Consider the following 19,073-nt stretch of genomic DNA (forward strand, 5'->3'; position numbering starts at 1 on the left):
ATGAGCGCAACCCCGGAAACCACCCCAGGCTTCAAGCCGAAGAAATCCGTGGCCCTCTCTGGCACAGCTGCCGGCAACACTGCCCTGTGCACCGTCGGCCGTACTGGCAACGACCTGCACTACCGTGGCTATGACGTGCTGGATTTTGCCAACCGCTGCGAGTTCGAAGAAATCGCTCACCTGCTGGTACACGGCAAGCTGCCCAATGTGGCCGAACTGGCCGGCTACAAGGCCAAACTCAAGGCCCTGCGCGGGTTGCCTGCAGCGTTGAAGGTCGCGCTCGAACAACTGCCGCCATCTGCCCATCCGATGGATGTGATGCGCACGGCTGTGTCGGTGCTCGGTTGCGTGTCGCCGGAAAAGGACGACCACAACCACCCCGGTGCTCGTGACATTGCCGACAAGCTGATGGCTTCGCTGGGTTCCGCGCTGCTGTACTGGTACCACTTCAGCCACAACGGCAAGCGCATCGAGGTGGAAACCGACGACGATTCCATCGGCGGGCATTTCCTCCATCTGCTGCACGGCGAGAAGCCGCGCGAGTCCTGGGTGCGCGCCATGCACACCTCGCTCAACCTGTACGCCGAGCACGAGTTCAATGCGTCGACTTTCACCTCGCGGGTGATCGCCGGTACCGGCTCGGATATGTACAGCTGCATCGCCGGTGGCATCGGCGCATTACGTGGCCCGAAACATGGCGGCGCCAACGAAGTGGCCTTCGAGATCCAGAAACGCTACGACAACCCGGACGAGGCCGAGGCCGACATCCGCGCCCGTGTCGAGCGCAAGGAAGTGGTCATCGGCTTCGGTCATCCGGTCTACACCGTGGCGGACCCGCGCAACAAGGTGATCAAGGAGGTGGCGCGCGAGCTGTCGGCTGAGCAAGGCAATATGAAGATGTATGACATCGCCGAGCGTCTGGAAACCATCATGTGGGACATCAAGAAGATGTTCCCCAACCTCGATTGGTTCAGCGCCGTCAGCTACCACATGATGGGCGTGCCCACCGCCATGTTCACTCCGCTGTTCGTGATTGCGCGCACTTCCGGTTGGTCCAGTCATGTCATCGAGCAGCGCATCGACGGCAAGATCATCCGTCCGAGCGCCAATTACACAGGTCCTGAGGACCTGACGTTTGTGCCGCTCAAGGACCGCAAATAATGAGCAGCCCAGTGAACACTCAATACCGCAAACCGCTGGCCGGCACAGTGCTGGACTACTTCGACACCCGTGAGGCGGTCGATGCCATCACTCCGGGGGCCTACGCCAAGCTGCCATACACCAGTCGCGTGCTGGCCGAGCAACTGGTACGCCGCTGCGAGCCGGAGTTGCTGACCGATGCGCTCAAGCAGCTGATCGAGCGCAGGCAGGAGCTGGATTTCCCCTGGTATCCGGCGCGGGTGGTGTGCCACGACATTCTTGGCCAGACCGCTTTGGTCGACCTGGCTGGCCTACGTGATGCCATCGCTGAGCAAGGGGGTGACCCGGCCAAGGTCAACCCGGTGGTGCCGACCCAACTGATCGTCGATCACTCGCTGGCCGTGGAATTTGCCGGCTTTGACCCGGATGCGTTTGAGAAGAACCGCGCCGTGGAAGAGCGCCGCAACGAGGACCGCTTCCACTTTATCGAGTGGACCAAGACCGCGTTCAAGAACGTCGACGTGATCCCGGCCGGAAACGGCATCATGCACCAGATCAACCTGGAGAAAATGAGCCCGGTGATTCAGGCACGTGGCGGCATCGCGTTCCCGGATACCTGCGTCGGCACCGACTCCCACACTCCGCACGTCGATGCTCTGGGCGTGATCGCCATTGGTGTCGGTGGCCTGGAAGCCGAGACGGTGATGCTCGGCTTGCCGTCGATGATGCGCTTGCCCGATATCGTCGGCGTTAAACTGACCGGCAAGCGTCAGCCTGGGATTACCGCCACCGATATCGTCCTGGCGTTGACCGAGTTTCTGCGCAAGGAGCGCGTGGTCGGCGCCTGGGTCGAGTTCTTCGGCGAAGGCGCAGACAGCCTGTCCATCGGTGACCGTGCAACCATCTCCAACATGTGCCCGGAATACGGCGCCACGGCGGCGATGTTCTATATCGATCAGCAGACCATCGATTACCTCAAGCTCACTGGTCGCGAGCCGGAGCAAGTGGCGCTGGTCGAGCACTACGCCAAAACCACCGGCCTGTGGGCTGATGCCCTGGCCACTGCCGAATACGAGCGCGTGCTGAGTTTCGATCTGTCCACCGTGGTACGCAACATGGCCGGCCCGAGCAACCCGCACAAGCGCCTGCCGACCTCGGCGCTGCACGAGCGTGGCATTGCCGATGAGGCCAAGTTGGCCGCTGGCAAGCTGGAGGAGGGTGAGGGCCTGATGCCAGATGGCGCGGTGATCATCGCCGCCATCACCAGCTGCACTAACACCTCCAATCCGCGCAACGTGGTGGCGGCCGGCCTGCTGGCGAAAAAAGCCAACCAGTTGGGTCTGCTGCGCAAGCCCTGGGTCAAAACCTCGTTCGCGCCGGGTTCGAAAGTCGCCAAGTTGTATCTGGAAGAGGCTGGCCTGTTGAGCGAGCTGGAACAGCTCGGCTTCGGCATCGTCGCCTACGCCTGCACCACCTGTAACGGCATGTCCGGTGCGCTGGATCCGGTGATTCAGCAGGAAATTATCGACCGCGACCTTTACGCCACCGCTGTACTCTCAGGTAACCGCAACTTTGATGGGCGCATCCACCCGTATGCCAAGCAGGCCTTCCTGGCTTCGCCACCGCTGGTAGTGGCCTACGCCATTGCCGGCACCGTGCGTTTTGACATTGAGCAGGATGTGCTCGGTCATGACCAGAACGGCAACCCGATTACCCTCAAGGACCTGTGGCCGAGCGACGAAGAGATCGATGCCATCGTTGCCTCCTCGGTGAAGCCTGAGCAGTTCCGGCAGATCTATATCCCGATGTTCGATTTGGGCACTGTCACCGAAGCCGAAAGCCCGCTGTACGACTGGCGTCCGATGAGCACCTATATCCGTCGCCCGCCTTACTGGGAAGGCGCACTGGCCGGCGAGCGCACGCTCAAGGGCATGCTGCCGCTGGCGATCCTGCCGGACAACATCACCACCGATCACCTGTCACCGTCCAACGCCATCCTGCTGGACTCTGCCGCGGGTGAGTACCTGCACAAAATGGGCTTGCCGGAGGAGGACTTCAACTCCTACGCGACTCATAGGGGGGATCATTTGACCGCGCAACGCGCGACCTTCGCCAACCCGCAGCTGGTCAACGAAATGGCCGTGGTTGACGGTGTGGTGAAGAAGGGCTCGCTGGCCCGCGTTGAGCCGGAAGGTCAGGTCATGCGCATGTGGGAAGCGATCGAAACCTACATGAACCGCAAGCAAAACCTGATCATCGTCGCCGGTGCTGACTACGGCCAGGGTAGCTCGCGTGACTGGGCGGCCAAGGGCGTGCGCTTGGCGGGCGTGGAAGTAATCGCGGCCGAAGGGTTCGAGCGTATTCATCGCACCAACCTGGTGGGCATGGGCGTGCTGCCGGTTGAGTTCAAGCCGGGCACTACCCGCCTGACTCTGGGCCTCGACGGCACCGAGACTTACGACATCCAGGGCGATGTGTCGCCCCGCTGCGACTTGACCCTGGTGGTCAATCGCCGCAACGGTGAAGTGGTCAAGGTGCCAGTGACCTGTCGTCTGGACACTGCCGCTGAAGTGCATGTGTACAAGGCCGGTGGCGTCCTGCAGCGCTTTGCTCAGGACTTCCTCGAGTCGACGGCGGCAGTTTAAGCGCAGTGTTGTGGGAGTGGCTTTGCCGCGTTTAGCGTTAAAAAGCTCGCGGCTAAAGCCCCTCCTGCATGCGCAGCCTTCACATAATTTGGAGTAGCTCTTAGCCATGCCCCACGCACCTCAAATCAAAATCCCCGCCACCTATATGCGTGGCGGTACCAGCAAGGGCGTGTTCTTCCGCCTGCAGGACCTGCCGCCAAGCTGCCAGGTGCCGGGCGCCGCGCGCGACAAGCTGTTTATGCGGGTGATCGGCAGCCCTGACCCTTATGCAGCGCAGATCGACGGCATGGGCGGCGCAACATCCTCGACCTCCAAGTGCGTGATCCTGTCGAAAAGCAGTCAACCGGATCACGACGTTGATTACCTCTATGGCCAGGTTTCGATCGATAAGGCCTTTGTCGACTGGAGTGGAAACTGCGGCAACCTGTCTACTGGTGCCGGTGCCTTCGCCATTCATGCCGGTCTGCTTGACCCTGCGCTTATCCCGGACAACGGCGTGTGCGTGGTACGGATCTGGCAGGCGAATATCCAGAAAACCATCATCGCCCATGTGCCGGTCAGTAATGGTCAGGTGCAGGAAACCGGTGACTTCGAACTGGACGGGGTGACATTCCCGGCGGCCGAGATCGTGCTGGAGTTCCTTGATCCATCCGACGACGGCGAGGAGGGTGGCTCGATGTTCCCCACCGGCAACCTGGTGGACGACCTGGATGTGCCGGGTGTTGGCACCTTCAAGGCAACCATGATCACTGCGGGCATTCCGACCGTGTTCGTAAACGCCGAAGATATTGGCTATCAGGGCACTGAGTTGCGCGAGCAGATCAACGGTGACCCTGAACAGCTGGCGCGTTTCGAGAAGATCCGTGTGGCGGGGGCGTTGCGCATGGGGCTGATCAAAACGGCGGATGAGGCACTGACCCGCCAGCACACGCCGAAAATCGCCTTTGTCGCCAAACCCAAGGATTACGTTTCTTCCAGCGGCAAGACGGTACAGGCTGCGGAAGTTGATCTGTTGGTGCGGGCGCTGTCCATGGGCAAGCTGCACCACGCCATGATGGGGACCTGCGCGGTGGCCATCGGCACTGCAGCGGCGATTCCTGGCACCTTGGTCAATCTGGCTGCGGGCGGCAGTGCGCGCGAAGCCGTGCGTTTTGGTCATCCATCCGGCACCTTGCGCGTGGGTGCGCAGGCCGCGCTGGTCGACGGTCAGTGGACGGTAACCAAGGCGATCATGAGTCGCAGCGCGCGGATTTTGATGGAAGGTTGGGTACGTGTGCCGGGCGATGCTTTGTAGCATTTATAAATGAGAAAAGGCTCGAAGAGTTCGAGCCTTTTCTTTTAGCTTCAATGAGTTGTGCAGGTTATTTGAGGCGGCGCTCAACACCTTTTTCCACCAGGATCTTCGCGGAGATCTCTTCCACTGAGAAGTAGGTGGAGTTGATAAAGTTGATGTTCTCGCGGCGAAACAGGTTTTCCACTTCGCGCACTTCAAACTCGCACTGAGCGAAACTGGCGTAACGACTGTTGGGTTTGCGTTCGTGGCGAATGGCGGTGAGGCGGTCCGGGTCGATGGTCAGGCCGAACAGCTTGTCCTTGTGCTTTTTCAGCACGGCTGGCAACTGGAGGCGTTCCATGTCGTCTTCGGTCAGCGGGTAATTGGCGGCACGAATGCCATATTGCATAGCCATATACAGGCAGGTAGGGGTTTTACCGCAGCGCGAGACGCCAACCAGGATCAGGTCAGCCTTGTCGTAGTAGTGGGTGCGCGCACCGTCGTCGTTGTCCAGGGCGAAGTTGACCGCCTCGATGCGCTCCATGTAATTGGAGTTGTGGCCGATGGAATGAGATTTGCCGACCGAGTACGAGGAGTGCGAGGTCAGTTCCTGCTCCAGTGGGGCGAGGAAGGTCGAAAAGATATCGATCATAAAACCATCGGACTCGGCCAGGATGTCACGAATGTCCTGATTGACGATGGTGTCGAAGATGATCGGTCGCGCGCCGTCTTTTTCTGCGGCGGTGTTGATTTGTTGTACCATTGCGCGCGCTTTTTCCACGCTGTCGATGTAGGGGCGCGTGAGTTTGGTGAAGTCGATGGTTTCAAACTGTGCCAGCAGACTTTGGCCCAGGGTTTCGGCGGTTATGCCGGTGCCATCGGAGATGAAGAAAGCGGTTCGTTTCATTTGCACCATGGGCCTTAAGCTGAGGACGAATCTTGGCTATCATAGGCCCGCCTTTGCAGGGCCGATCTGGCCGGCATTGTTACTTATTTTCCAGGGCCAGGCCACAATCGTGCGGGCATGTGTACCGCCGAGCTTCCCCAGCCCCTTGAGCTTTTCCAACACCTTAGTGGAGAGATCACCTTGGTAGAGTACGTAGTTTCCCTCGATAAGCTCGGCAATCACGATGTTGAGCACGTAGGGGGCAAGAACGCCTCCCTGGGCGAGATGATCAGCAACCTTGCTGGTGCCGGAGTTTCGGTGCCCGGCGGTTTCGCCACTACGGCCCAGGCCTACCGTGACTTTCTTGAACTGAGCGGTCTGAACGATCAGATCCATGCCGCGCTCGATGCCCTTGATGTCGATGACGTCAATGCCCTGGCTAAGACCGGTGCGCAGATTCGTCAGTGGGTGATGGACGCTGCTTTCCCCGAAGAGTTGAACGCGCAGATCCGCACCGCCTTCGCCGAAATGGCCGGTGGTAACGACAATATGGCCGTTGCCGTGCGTTCCTCGGCCACCGCCGAAGACCTGCCAGATGCCTCGTTTGCTGGCCAGCAGGAAACCTTCCTGAACATTCGCGGTGTGGACAACGTGATCCGCGCGGCCAAAGAAGTATTCGCTTCGCTGTTCAATGACCGCGCCATTGCCTACCGCGTGCACCAGGGCTTTGACCACAAACTGGTCGCCTTGTCCGCTGGCGTGCAACGCATGGTGCGCTCGGAGACGGGAACCGCCGGGGTGATGTTCACCCTGGACACCGAATCGGGCTTCCGTGATGTGGTGTTTATCACCGGCGCCTATGGTTTGGGCGAAACCGTGGTGCAAGGGGCGGTGAACCCTGACGAATTCTATGTGCACAAACAAACCCTGGAAGCGGGTCGCCCTGCCATTCTGCGTCGCAACCTGGGCAGCAAAGCCATCAAGATGATCTACGGCGACGAAGCCAAGGCCGGTAAATCGGTCAAGGTGGTCGATGTGGACCGTGCCGAACGTGCGCGTTTCTGCCTGACTGATGCTGAGGTCAGCGAGCTGGCCAAGCAGGCGATGATCATCGAGAAGCACTACGGTCGCCCGATGGACATCGAATGGGCCAAAGACGGTGATGACGGCAAGCTGTATATCGTTCAGGCGCGTCCTGAAACGGTGAAAAGCCGTACCAACGTCAATGTGATGGAACGCTACCTGCTCAAGGAAACCGGCACCGTGCTGGTGGAAGGCCGCGCGATCGGTCAGAAGATTGGTGCAGGCCGCGTGCGGGTGATCCATGACGTGTCCGAGATGGACAAAGTCCAGCCCGGCGACGTGCTGGTCTCCGACATGACCGACCCGGATTGGGAGCCGGTGATGAAGCGCGCTAGCGCCATTGTCACCAACCGTGGCGGGCGTACCTGCCATGCCGCGATCATCGCCCGTGAACTGGGTATTCCGGCGGTAGTCGGTTGCGGCAACGCCACCCAGGTGCTGAAAGACGGCATGGGTGTGACGGTTTCCTGCGCCGAAGGCGACACCGGTTTTATCTTCGAAGGCGAATTGGGCTTCGACATTCGCAAGAACTCGGTCGATGCCATGCCCGAGCTGCCGTTCAAAATCATGATGAACGTTGGCAACCCGGACCGCGCCTTCGACTTCGCCCAGTTGCCCAACGAAGGTGTTGGCCTGGCGCGCCTGGAATTCATCATCAACCGCATGATTGGCGTGCACCCGAAAGCGCTGCTGAACTTCGCTGGCTTGCCGCCGGAGATCAAAGACAGCGTCGAGAAACGCATCGCCGGTTACGATGATCCGGTCAATTTCTACGTTGAGAAGCTGGTTGAGGGCATCAGCACCCTGGCTGCGGCGTTCTGGCCGAAGAAGGTCATCGTGCGCCTGTCGGACTTCAAGTCCAACGAATACGCTAACCTGATTGGCGGCAAACTCTACGAGCCGGAAGAAGAGAATCCGATGCTCGGTTTCCGTGGCGCTTCGCGTTATATCAGTGAATCGTTCCGTGACTGCTTCGAGCTGGAGTGCCGTGCGCTGAAGAAAGTGCGCAACGAGATGGGCCTGACCAACGTCGAGATAATGGTGCCGTTCGTGCGTACCCTGGGTGAAGCCAGTCAGGTGGTCGACCTTCTGGCTGCCAACGGTCTGGCCCGTGGTCAGGATGGCCTGAAGGTCATCATGATGTGCGAGTTGCCGTCCAACGCGATCCTGGCAGAAGAGTTCCTCGAGTTCTTCGACGGTTTCTCCATCGGTTCTAACGACCTGACTCAGCTGACCCTGGGCCTGGACCGTGACTCGGGCATCGTCGCGCACCTGTTCGATGAGCGTAATCCGGCCGTGAAGAAGCTGCTGAGCAATGCCATCCAGGCCTGTAACAAGGCGGGCAAGTACATCGGCATCTGCGGTCAGGGCCCTTCGGATCATCCAGATCTGGCGCGCTGGCTGATGGAGCAGGGCATCGAAAGCGTGTCGCTGAACCCGGATTCGGTGCTCGATACCTGGTTCTTCCTGGCTGAAGGCCAAGCGCCAGCCTGATAGCGCGTTTAAATCTCTGTTCAAGGGCGGGTTGATCCTGCCCTTTTTTGTGCCAGCACATCCTGTGCTTACCCCCACCGGGCCGTCGCTTGCGACGTGAAAGAATTGCTCCCGGCAATTGGTTGTACCAGAGCGAAGATAGATGCAAAGCAGCAGTGAGCTTTTCCCCGTCACCTTGATCAGTGCCGAGTTTCGGGGCGATTTGAGCGAGGATGTCTATCGTCTCAAACCCGGTAATAGCCCGGACAGCAGTGTCGAATTGGCCCTGACCCGTCTCGGTCGTGCCGGCCATGAACAAGTGCGTGGCGTGCCGGTGATTCTGATTCCCGGTAGTTTTTCCAACCGGCGCTTCTGGTATTCACCCAAGTGCATTGGCCTTGGGCCTTACTTGGCGCGCGCTGGTTTTGATGTGTGGATCGCCGAGATGCGTGGTCATGGTCTGTCGCCGCGTAACCGCGACTACTCACGCAACACGGTCAGTGACTACGTACGCTATGACCTGCCGGCAATTGCTGATTTTATTTATGAGCAGAATCCGCAGAAGGCCCATTGGCTGGGGCACTCCTTAGGCGGGATCATTCTGGCGGGTGCACTCGGTGGGCATTACCTGGGTGAAAGTAAAGTCGCCTCTGGCGTGTTGTTCGGTAGCCAAATCAGCAGGGTTTACTGGCCGCTGAAGGTGCCACCACTGGAGTGGGGTAGCCGTTTGTTGCTCAAGCGTTTTTCGGTGATTTCTGGTTCGCGACTCAAGCGCGGCCCTGAGGATGAGCCGATTGGTCTGGCGGTCGAGAGCCTGCGCTGGCATGGCTTGTTCGGCCGTTTTGGCGATGCTGACCGCGATTGGTGGGCTGGCCTGGCTGAGGTGCGCGTGCCGGTTATGGCTGTAGCTGCGCTGGGTGATCACCAGGATCCGGCCTGGGCCTGCGAGAAGTTGCTCAAGCAGTTCGGTTCACCCTTGAGCGAATTTCTCTGCCTGGGTAAGAAGCATGGCTTTAGCGGTGATTTTGGTCATGTCGAAATGCTCGTCAGTAAAGAAGCGCAGCGCGAGGTCTGGCCGTTGGTCGAGCAGTGGCTACGCAAGAGCCCACAGGTGGCTGCGGAGCTGGAAAGCCGCGAGCTAGAAGGCAATAAAGCCGTTTCCGCTGAGTGAGCTTGCGGCTAGTATCGCGTTCACGTTTGCGGTGAAGGCGCAGCTGCGATGTTTATTGCTCTTGAGCGCTTGCTCAACCTTGACGACGGCTACCGACAGGTTTTTCAGCTGCAGGGGCGTAGTCTGCTGTTGATGGTGGTCGAAGGCCGTACCTTGCTGCTGGAAAACCGCTGCCCTCATCAAGGAGCAGCACTGGATAAGGCCAGCGTCACCGCTGGTGTGCTGCGTTGCCCGCGGCACGGAATAGAGTTTGACCTGGCCAGTGGCAGCGCGCTGAGTGCGCCCTGCGCCAGTCTTGTGTATTTGCCTGTAGCTTATGAAGCGGATCGGGTCGGGATCGACCTGTAAGCACCCTCACACTATCCAAGGAGCTTTGCCATGCACTACATCACTCCCGATCTGTGCGACGCCTACCCGGAACTGGTTCAGGTAGTTGAGCCAATGTTCAGCAACTTCGGTGGTCGCGATTCCTTCGGCGGCGAGATCGTCACCGTTAAGTGCTTCGAGGACAACTCGCTGGTCAAGGAGCAGGTCGACCTGCCGGGCAAAGGCAAAGTGCTGGTGGTGGATGGCGGTGCCTCCATGCGCCGCGCGCTGCTGGGCGACATGCTGGCCGAAAAAGCCGCAAAGAATGGCTGGGAAGGCATTGTGGTGTATGGCTGCGTGCGCGATGTCGACGTGCTGGCGCAAACCGATCTGGGCATCCAGGCTCTGGCCAGCCACCCGATGAAAACCGACAAGCGTGGCATCGGTGACCTCAATGTCGCAGTAACTTTTGGCGGCGTGACCTTCCGCCCGGGTGAGTTTATCTACGCCGACAATAACGGCGTGATCATCTCGCCGTCTGCGCTGCAGATGCCGGAGTAGGTCGCTTGCGGGAAACTGTCATGCACGAAGGTGACAACGCGCAATGGGGCCTGGTGCACGCTTTTGTCCTCAATGGTCAAGGCGGCGCCCGCAGTATTGCCCGGCAAGAGCTACACGGCCTGGTGCTGGGTGAACAGGAAAGCCTCTGGCTGCATTGGGATCGCAGTCATCCGCAAACGCAGACTTGGTTGCGTGCAGAAAGTGGTCTAAGCGCTTTTGCCTGCGACCTGCTGCTGGAAGAGAACACTCGCCCACGTCTGCTGGCGTTGCCTGAGCAGCAACTGTTGCTGTTCCTGCGTGGCCTTAACCTCAATCCAGGGGCCGAGCCTGAAGACATGGTCTCGGTGCGCATTTTTGCCGATACCCAGCGCGCGATCTCCCTGCGCTTGCGGCCTTTGCACGCAACAGAAGCCTTGATCGAGGATTTGCTGGCGGGGCGAGGGCCGAAAACCTCGGCTGAGCTGATTTTGCGCCTGGCGCATTACCTAACCGACAAGATCGAGCTGCTGGTCGGCGAGTTATCCGAACAGGTCGATGATCAGGAAGAGTGCGCCGATGCGTTGGAGGGGCAGGCACCTGACCATGCCACGCTGCTGCAAATCCGTCGGCGTGCCGCCAGCTTGCGACGTTTTCTGTCGCCACAGCGGGATATCTATGGGCAGCTCACAGCCAGCGCCCAGGCTTGGCTGGTCGGCGCCGATAGCAGTTACTGGAATGAATTGAATAACCGCCTGACGCGTTACCTCGAAGAGCTGGAGTTGAGCCGTGAACGGGTCAATCTGCTGCTGGAAGCGGAAAATCGACGCATGGATGAGCGGATGAACCGCATCATGTACCGCTTCGGCATCATCACCGGGATTTTCCTGCCGATGAGCTTTCTAACCGGTTTGCTCGGCATCAATGTCGGCGGTATTCCAGGCTCGGAAAGCCCCCATGGCTTTCTTCTGGCATGTTCGCTGATGGCTGTAGTGGCGCTGGTGCAGTGGCTGCTGTTTCGTCGCTTGCGCTGGATCTGATGTGACTTGCCCTGTACTCGCCTCGTCTAGCCGACACATCCTGTGAGGTGCGCCATGCACGATCCCTTTGAAGAATCACTGCGCGATTTGCTCAAGTCGCCCACCTCGAGTCACGACGATGACGCTTGTTTGCATCGTGTGCTGAAAACCGCCAATCGCCAGGTCGGCGCAGGCGATCTGTTTGCCTTGATGGGGCACTGGGCTGGCGCCCTGATGCTCGCGCTGAACAACGGCTCGGCGCATGTGGCGCCGGTCTCGCGCCGTAAAACCACCGATTCAACTGTTAATAAGGCTGACTGAGCATGGAATTTACTCAAGTTCTGGTTGACGCGATGGCCAGCGTTTGGACCCCGATTGCCGCCTTTATCCCGCGCCTGTTTGGCGCCATGGTGGTGGTACTGCTGGGTTTTGTGGTGGCCAAGTTCCTCGATACGCTGTTGTCGAAATTGCTCGGCAAGATCGGCCTGGATCGCCTGATGGCTGGCACTGGCCTGACCAAGCTTCTGAGCCGTGCCGGCATTCAGGTGCCGGTGTCGACCCTGATCGGCAAGATCGTCTACTGGTTCGTGCTGTTGATCTTCCTAGTGACCGCCGCCGAGTCGCTGGGCCTGGAGCGAGTTTCTGCGACCCTTGATGTACTGGCTTTGTACCTGCCAAAAGTCTTCGGTGCGGCCCTGGTGCTGCTCGCGGGCGTATTACTGGCGCAACTGGTCAGCGGCCTAGTGCGCGGTGCCGCAGAAGGTGTAGGGCTGGACTATGCAAGTGGCCTGGGCCGCGTGGCTCAGGGGCTGGTGATCATCATCAGTATTTCGGTGGCGATCGGTCAGCTTGAAGTGAAAACCGATCTGCTCAACAACGTGATCGCCATTGTGCTGATCTCGGTCGGTCTGGCGGTCGCTCTGGCGTTGGGCCTGGGCAGCCGGGACATTGCCAGCCAGATTCTGGCCGGTATTTATGTGCGCGAGCTGTATGAGGTCGGGCAACAAGTGCAGGTTGGCGCGGTCGAAGGGCAGATCGAGGAAATCGGCACGGTGAAAACCACGCTGCTGACGGAAGCCGGCGAGCTGGTTTCAGTGGCCAACCGTACCTTGCTCGAGCAGCAGGTAAGCAGCCGCTAAGGCCAATCCCTGTTATTGTATGCGGCCAATCCGCAGCCTGACTTACAGGCTGCGCTGGCTTATGTCCTGACTGTCGGCCCGACTCGTTTTGAATAAAGCCCACTCTGCGTCTCTGCGTTACGATCCCCGCGAACTCTCGGACGAAGAGTTGGTGGCGCGTGCCCACGACGAGTTATTCCATATAACCCGCGCCTATGAAGAGCTGATGCGTCGTTACCAGCGCACGTTATTCAACGTGTGCGCGCGTTATTTAGGTAATGATCGTGATGCTGACGATGTTTGTCAGGAGGTCATGCTCAAGGTCTTATATGGCCTGAAGAACTTTGAGGGCAAATCAAAGTTCAAAACCTGGTTGTACAGCATCACTTACAACGAATGCATTACTCAATATCGCAAAGAGCGGCGTAAACGCCGTCTTATTGACGCCTTAAGTTTGGACCCGCTTGAAGAAGCGTCCGAAGAAAAGGCCCCAAAGCCTGAAGATAAAGGCGGTCTTGACCGTTGGCTGGTGCATGTCAATCCGATTGATCGGGAAATTCTGGTGCTACGTTTTGTCGCAGAGCTGGAGTTCCAGGAGATCGCCGACATTATGCACATGGGCTTGAGTGCCACGAAAATGCGCTATAAACGCGCACTTGATCGTTTGCGCGAGAAATTTTCGGATAGCACTGAAACTTATCTTGAATAAAGCCATCATAGCTAACGGTTAATTCTGTTAGAATTGCCGGCTGAGTTGTCTTGTGTCTGTCAGACAACTTACTGACCACCAAGATAGGGAACATTAGTAATGAAATTGAAAAACACTTTAGGCGTTGTCATTGGCTCGTTGTTGGCCACATCCTCCCTCAGCGTTCTGGCTCAGGGTCAAGGCGCTGTCGAAGTGGAGGGTTTTGCTAAGAAGGAAATGTTCGACAGCGCCCGTGACTTCAAAAACAACGGCAACCTGTTCGGCGGTAGCATCGGCTACTACCTGACTGACGACGTTGAGCTGCGTCTGGCCTACGACGAAGTGCACAACGCTCGTGGCGAAGACGGCCGCAACATCAAGGGCTCGAACACCGCTCTGGATGCTCTGTACCACTTCAACAACGCTGGCGACGCACTGCGTCCTTACGTTTCTGCAGGTTTCTCGGATCAGAGCATCGGTCAGTCCGGTCGCAATGGTCGTAACGGTTCCACCTTCGCCAACATCGGCGGCGGCGCCAAGTACTACTTCACTGACAACTTCTACGCCCGTGCTGGCGTTGAAGCTCAGTACAACATCGACCAGGGCGACACCGAGTGGGCTCCAAGCGTTGGTATCGGCATGAACTTCGGTGGCGGCAGCAAGCCGGCTCCGGTTGCCGTAGCTGCTGTTGAACCGACTCCTGAGCCAGTTGCTGCTGAAGAGCCGATGGAACTGGTTCGCGTTGAGCTGGACGTTAAGTTCGACTTCGACAAAGCCAGCGTTAAAGAAGAAAGCTATGGCGACATCAAGAACCTGGCTGACTTCATGAAGCAGTACCCACAAACCACCACCGTGGTTGAAGGTCACACTGACTCCAAAGGCAGCGACGCCTACAACCAGAACCTGTCCGAGCGTCGTGCAAGCGCTGTTCGTGACGTGCTGGTTAACCAGTACGGTGTAGACGCTGCTCGCGTTAACGCTGCTGGCTACGGCGAATCTCGTCCGGTTGCTGACAACGCTACCGACGCTGGCCGCGCTGTTAACCGTCGCGTAGAAGCTGAAGTAGAAGCTCAGATCAAGCAGTAATCGATCTGGCTGTATAGAAAACCCGGCTTCGGCCGGGTTTTTCTTTATGGGCCGCCATGGATGGCGGCCCATAAAGAAAAACCCATGTAAAAAAGCCCGCTGGTGGCAGGCAAGGGGAACTTAGCGAAGCAGTTAGGCGCTGATAGCAGTGAGCTGTATGTTCGGTTGAGCGGCCACCTCACCAATCACCAGAATGGCCGGGCTTTTCAATTTGAAGTCGTGGGCGGCTTGTTGCATGGCCGCAAGGCTGCTGCGGCACTCGCGCTGGTATGGCAGCGAAGCGTTCTCGATCAAGGCCACTGGCATGTCGGCGCGCATGCCGCCTGCCAGCAGGCTCTCGCGGATTTCTGCCAGTTTGGCCACGCCCATATACACCACCAGGGTTGTGCCGCTCTGAGCCAGAGCGGGCCAGTTGAGACTGCTGTCATCCTGGGTGTGAGCGGTAACCAAGGTGACTCCGCGTGCTACGCCGCGCTGTGTCAGAGGGATGCCGCAGTTGGTTGCTCCGGCCAGGCCTGCTGTAATGCCATTGACCATTTCCACCTCGATACCGTGCTCGCTCAGCCAGTCGGCTTCTTCGCTGCCACGGCCGAAGATGCAGGGGTCGCCGCCTTTCAGGCGCACCACGCATTTACCCTGGCGGGCATAACGCAGCATTAGGCGATGGATAAACGTCTGTGGCGTGGAGCGACAACCGCCGCGCTTGCCTACCGGCACGATCCTCGCGTTGATGCAGTGCTCCAATACGGCGGGATTGACCAGATCATCAATCATCACGATCTCTGCCTGGTTCAGGGCTTTGACCGCCTTGAGGGTCAGCAGCTCCGGGTCACCGGGGCCTGCGCCTACTAGCCAGACTTTTGCGCTCATATTGATTTCCTCAGCCTTTGTGCATCACCAGCAGTAGTTTGATTTGGCTACGCAGCCGCCATGTTGCAGCAGTCATTTATGTAGCCATCAAGCTGCTGAATAAAACTCACGCAAAACAAAATATTGTCGGGAGCAATTTTTGACGTCGCCCCGCGACGGCCCGTAGGGTGGTCGCCATGGATGGCTGGCCACAAAAAAGGCGTCCCGCTAGTCACCTAGCGAGGACGCCTTTGTCCAAGTCCCGTTCTATCGGGAAGTGCAGCCTTCTTCGTTGAGACCGCGCTTTATTAAATTGTGTAATCAGCAATGCAGAGCCTGTGCCAACTTGTATGGTGCGTATTTTAAAGGCTTATCAGTAAGTTACAGCTGTTTTTTGAGGGTTTTACGCACCATTTAAAGGCGCTTTGCGCAGTATTGGTGCGCAAGTGACGGCTTTAATGCAGCAGCCCGATCAGCAGGAGCAGATTCAGCAGCAGGGAAAACAACGCCACGCCTCGCCAGACCAGCAGCGGTTCACGTTCCAGCAGTGGCCGTGGCCGGCTGTTAAGGGACTTACGTTCCGCCTGTTCCAGATAGAGCAGCCATTCCTCGGCGGTTTCATAGCGCTGTTTGGGTTCGGCGCTGAGGGCTCGGTTGAGGCTGTCGTCGACCCAGCTGGGTAAATCCGGTCGATAACGGCTGGCTGGGGTCGGCTGACCGAAACGAGGATGCTGGAAGGCTTCAATTTCGCCATAGGGGTAATGTCCGGTAAGCAGGAAATACAGGGTTACGCCTGCGCTGTAGAGATCCTGTTGCGGGCTGGGGGCGGCGCCGCTAAAAGCTTCCGGAGCGATATAACTGGGTGTGCCGGGTAGCTCGTAGGCTTCATCGCGGGTCAGGCCGGGGCAGTAGGTCAGGCCGAAATCCAGCACGCGCAGCTCGCCGTCATCGCCCCACAGCAGGTTTTCCGGCTTGATATCGCGGTGCAGGATGTTGCGCCGATGCAGCATACCGAGGGCCTTGATCAGCCTAGGGGCAATGTCCAGCCATTCCGGAAGGCCCAATGGGCCGCTCAGACGCAGATGTTCGGCCAGGGTTTGCCCGGCATATTCGCGCTGCACGTAATACAGATGCTGACGCTGCGGCAGCGGATGCACTTCGGCGAAGAAGCGCCCGGCCACGCGACGCAGAAACCATTCTTCGAGCAACAGTGCGGGGCCGGCTTGCGGCTCATCGCTGCGGCTGGGTGGCAGGGTTTTCAGCATCCAGCGCCGCGCTTGGGCATCGCGCACCCGGTAGACCAACGACTGGCGCGATTCGGCCAGCACTCGCTCGACCTGCCAGCCTTCGAAGTTCTGTCCTTCACGCAGTTTTGTCGGTAGCGGCCAGTGCTGCAGTTGCGCCAGGGTGTCGGCCAGATCGCTTTGCGGCAATGCCTCAACGCGCAGCAATAGGGCACTGGCATTGTCCTGGCTGCCGGCCAGGTGCGCGGCATTGACCAGCGCACTGCTTGCGGCTGGCAGATCCTGTTCATCGTGGAGGATGCGCTGAATGCCCGCGTCGCCCAGGGTGGCCCAGATACCGTCACTGACCAGTACGAAACATTCGCCTTCGCGCAGCTCGCCATCCAGGTAATCCATCACCAGATGCTGATCCAGGCCCATGGCGCGCTTGAGCACATGCTGCATGCCGGGTTGTTCCCACACATGGTCTTCGCTGAGGCGCTCGAGCGTGCCGTTCAGCCAGCGATAGGCCCGGCAATCACCGACGTGCGCCAGGGTAAAACGCCGGCCGCGCAGGATCAGTGCGCTCAAGGTGGTGAGCAGCGGCTGACCGCCGCCATTGGCTTGCAGCCAGCGGTTGTGCGCGACCAGTACGCGGTCCAGCGATTGGGTGACCGCCCAGGTTTCTGGGGTGGAGTAGTAATCCAGGGCCAGGGCCTGCAGAGTGGCGCGCGCCGCCAGGCCGCCGTCGGCGCATTGGCTGACGCCATCGGCGAGGGCGAACAGGTAGCCCTTGCTGGCTGCCAGCGCTGGAGCCGGGGTGACCACGCGAATGGCGTCCTGGTTTTCGCTACGCGGGCCGGTAGCGCTGGCTTCGCCGAATGTCAGTTGCAAGGCCATGCAGAGGTTCCTGGATAGGCGGCTGAAGAAGCGCTGAGGCAAAGGGGTGGATCGCGCTTTACCGATCTACCGTCGCTCCAGGGTGAATAAAAAAGCGTTCATCCACCCTGAGTTGTGTAATTACACCCGCGCGGCGGTCACTGCGGCGCTGCCCCAGGTGGTGCGCCAGCGCAGCTTGACCCCGTAGAGGCCGAACCAGGCGAGTACACCGAGGCTGGCGAACAGCCACAGGCCGAGCTGGTAATCACCGGTTTGCTGCTTGATGGTGCCCAGGCCTGCAGCGAGGAGGAAGCCGCCGATGCCGCCGGCCATGCCGATCAGTCCGGTCATCACGCCGATTTCCTTGCGAAAGCGCTGCGGCACCAGTTGGAAAACTGCACCGTTACCTGCGCCAAGGCCGAGCATGGCGGTGACGAACAGGGCCAGTGCGGCGGTCGAACTTTCCAGATTGAAACCCACAGCGGCAATGCTCAAGGACGCCAGGGTGTACATCATCAGCAGCGAACGGATACCGCCGATACGGTCGGCCAATGCGCCGCCGAGTGGGCGTAACAGGCTGCCGGCACAAACGCAGGCGGCGGTGTAGTAGCCGGCGGTCACCGGATTGAGGCCGTACTGGTCGTTGAAGTAACCGGGCAGGGCGCTGGCAAGGCCGATAAAGCCGCCGAATGTCACGCTGTAGAAAAACATAAACCACCAGCTGTCGCGGTCACCCAGGGCTTTCAGGTAGTCAGCCAGGGCTTTGGGCTTGGGCCGCTCAGGGGCGTTCTTGGCCAGCAGGGCAAAAATCAATAGGGTTGCCAGCAGCGGGACCAGTGCCCAGCCGAAGACGTTCTGCCAGCCGAACAGTGCCGCCAAACCCGGGGCAAACAGTGCAGCCAGCACGGTGCCGGAGTTGCCCGCACCGGCAATGCCCATGGCCTTGCCCTGGTGCTGCGGCGGATACCATTGCGAGGCCAGCGGCAGGGCTACGGCAAAAGCCGCGCCGGCAAAACCGAGGAACAGACCTAATAACAAGGCATGTTCATAGCTGCTGATGCCGATCTGCCAGGCGCAGAACAGCGCCACGATGACAATCACCTGGCCAATCAGGCCGGCGGTTTTGGGTGATAGGCGGTCGGCCAGAAAACCCATCAACAAGCGCAGCACGGCGCCGGCGAGAATCGGCGTGGCAACCATCAGGCCGCGCTGTTGCGCGGTCAGGTCGAGATCGGTGGCGATCTGCACAGCCAGCGGGCCGAGCACGTACCAGACCATAAAGCTCAGGTCGAAATACAGAAACGCAGCGAACAAGGTTGGGGTGTGGCCGGATTTCCAGAAACTTGTATTCATCGAAAACCTCATTCAGCAAAAAAGGGTCCCGGTGGGGTGCGGTACGCCATGCTCGTGGACACGGCGGCCGCAACCCATCGGGGAGGTGGTGTACTTGTGGTACGCCACCCTGAGGCCGAAGCCACAGCTGGGTTGAGAGCGTTACTAGCGCGAGTCCTGGATCGCAGGGCAGGTGCCAGCCCCAAACGCTGGGGCATAAAACGCAAAACGCCGCATGAGCCGAACGCCTTGGGGCGTGGTTTATGCGACGTCTTTGTCGTTTGTTGAGCAGCCGCCATTGGCTACCTGTAACAGGGCTGTAGCAAGAGCTGCGCCAACCGGGCAATTCATGGATTCACGGGGCT

At 59.3% G+C, this 19,073-nt stretch carries 16 protein-coding genes; 12 read left to right on the plus strand and 4 right to left on the minus strand.

Going from position 1 to position 19,073, the window contains the following annotated elements; genetic code table 11:
• The 3 genes from prpC (at nt 1) to prpF (ending at nt 5,079) form a co-directional block, all read left to right on the plus strand.
• A complete protein-coding gene (gene prpC, locus RHP75_RS09720; protein WP_311091643.1) occupies nt 1–1,161 on the plus strand; it encodes a 2-methylcitrate synthase in 1,161 nt (386 codons plus the stop codon).
• Nucleotides 1,162–1,172: 11 nt separating this feature from the next.
• Nucleotides 1,173–3,785, plus strand: coding sequence for a Fe/S-dependent 2-methylisocitrate dehydratase AcnD (gene acnD / locus RHP75_RS09725; RefSeq protein ID WP_311091904.1), 2,613 nt, complete (start codon nt 1,173–1,175; stop codon nt 3,783–3,785).
• A gap of 106 nt (nt 3,786–3,891) precedes the next feature.
• Nucleotides 3,892–5,079 (plus strand): 2-methylaconitate cis-trans isomerase PrpF, encoded by a 1,188-nt coding sequence (gene prpF, locus RHP75_RS09730; protein ID WP_311091644.1) that lies wholly within the window; start codon nt 3,892–3,894, stop codon nt 5,077–5,079.
• A gap of 67 nt (nt 5,080–5,146) precedes the next feature.
• On the opposite strand, the gene RHP75_RS09735 is transcribed toward prpF, so the two are convergent.
• The gene (locus tag RHP75_RS09735; RefSeq protein WP_304867712.1) at nt 5,147–5,965 is read right to left on the minus strand and encodes a pyruvate, water dikinase regulatory protein; all 819 of its coding nucleotides are present in this window, start codon (nt 5,963–5,965) and stop codon (nt 5,147–5,149) included.
• Between the two features lie 180 nt (nt 5,966–6,145).
• Between RHP75_RS09735 and ppsA the strand changes: the two genes are divergently transcribed.
• From ppsA to RHP75_RS09780, 9 genes are all read left to right on the plus strand, one after another.
• Complete coding sequence (ppsA, locus tag RHP75_RS09740) at nt 6,146–8,521, plus strand: phosphoenolpyruvate synthase (protein ID WP_090255903.1); 2,376 nt, start codon at nt 6,146–6,148, stop codon at nt 8,519–8,521.
• A 142-nt stretch (nt 8,522–8,663) separates the two neighbouring features.
• Nucleotides 8,664–9,671 carry an alpha/beta fold hydrolase gene (locus RHP75_RS09745; RefSeq protein ID WP_311091645.1) on the plus strand — a complete coding sequence of 336 codons (1,008 nt, stop codon included), beginning with the start codon at nt 8,664–8,666 and terminating at the stop codon, nt 9,669–9,671.
• Nucleotides 9,672–9,719: 48 nt separating this feature from the next.
• On the plus strand, nt 9,720–10,019 hold the full coding sequence (locus RHP75_RS09750) for a Rieske (2Fe-2S) protein (RefSeq protein ID WP_311091646.1): 300 nt from the start codon (nt 9,720–9,722) through the stop codon (nt 10,017–10,019).
• 30 nt (nt 10,020–10,049) lie between these two features.
• Nucleotides 10,050–10,538, plus strand: coding sequence for a ribonuclease E activity regulator RraA (gene rraA / locus RHP75_RS09755; RefSeq protein WP_090255901.1), 489 nt, complete (start codon nt 10,050–10,052; stop codon nt 10,536–10,538).
• 20 nt (nt 10,539–10,558) lie between these two features.
• Nucleotides 10,559–11,554, plus strand: coding sequence for a zinc transporter ZntB (locus tag RHP75_RS09760; protein WP_311091647.1), 996 nt, complete (start codon nt 10,559–10,561; stop codon nt 11,552–11,554).
• Nucleotides 11,555–11,608: 54 nt separating this feature from the next.
• Nucleotides 11,609–11,854, plus strand: a complete 246-nt coding sequence (locus tag RHP75_RS09765; RefSeq protein ID WP_090255899.1) for a CrfX protein — start codon at nt 11,609–11,611, stop codon at nt 11,852–11,854.
• Between the two features lie 2 nt (nt 11,855–11,856).
• The gene (locus tag RHP75_RS09770) at nt 11,857–12,672 is read left to right on the plus strand and encodes a mechanosensitive ion channel family protein (RefSeq protein ID WP_160014145.1); all 816 of its coding nucleotides are present in this window, start codon (nt 11,857–11,859) and stop codon (nt 12,670–12,672) included.
• Between the two features lie 88 nt (nt 12,673–12,760).
• On the plus strand, nt 12,761–13,360 hold the full coding sequence (gene sigX / locus RHP75_RS09775; RefSeq protein WP_090386790.1) for an RNA polymerase sigma factor SigX: 600 nt from the start codon (nt 12,761–12,763) through the stop codon (nt 13,358–13,360).
• 99 nt (nt 13,361–13,459) lie between these two features.
• Nucleotides 13,460–14,425 carry an OmpA family protein gene (locus RHP75_RS09780; protein ID WP_311091648.1) on the plus strand — a complete coding sequence of 322 codons (966 nt, stop codon included), beginning with the start codon at nt 13,460–13,462 and terminating at the stop codon, nt 14,423–14,425.
• A 132-nt stretch (nt 14,426–14,557) separates the two neighbouring features.
• On the opposite strand, the gene cobA is transcribed toward RHP75_RS09780, so the two are convergent.
• From cobA to RHP75_RS09795, 3 genes are all read right to left on the minus strand, one after another.
• Nucleotides 14,558–15,295: a uroporphyrinogen-III C-methyltransferase gene (gene cobA, locus RHP75_RS09785; RefSeq protein WP_311091649.1), complete on the minus strand. Its 738-nt coding sequence runs from the start codon at nt 15,293–15,295 to the stop codon at nt 14,558–14,560.
• Between the two features lie 434 nt (nt 15,296–15,729).
• Entirely contained in the window at nt 15,730–17,397 is a 1,668-nt protein-coding gene (locus RHP75_RS09790; RefSeq protein WP_311091650.1) for a bifunctional protein-serine/threonine kinase/phosphatase, read from the minus strand.
• Nucleotides 17,398–17,517: 120 nt separating this feature from the next.
• A complete protein-coding gene (locus RHP75_RS09795; RefSeq protein WP_311091651.1) occupies nt 17,518–18,729 on the minus strand; it encodes a nitrate/nitrite transporter in 1,212 nt (403 codons plus the stop codon).
• Nucleotides 18,730–19,073 lie beyond the last annotated feature (344 nt).

It is taken from the genome of Pseudomonas sp. SG20056 (assembly GCF_031764535.1).
Classification (GTDB): Bacteria; Pseudomonadota; Gammaproteobacteria; order Pseudomonadales; family Pseudomonadaceae; genus Aquipseudomonas.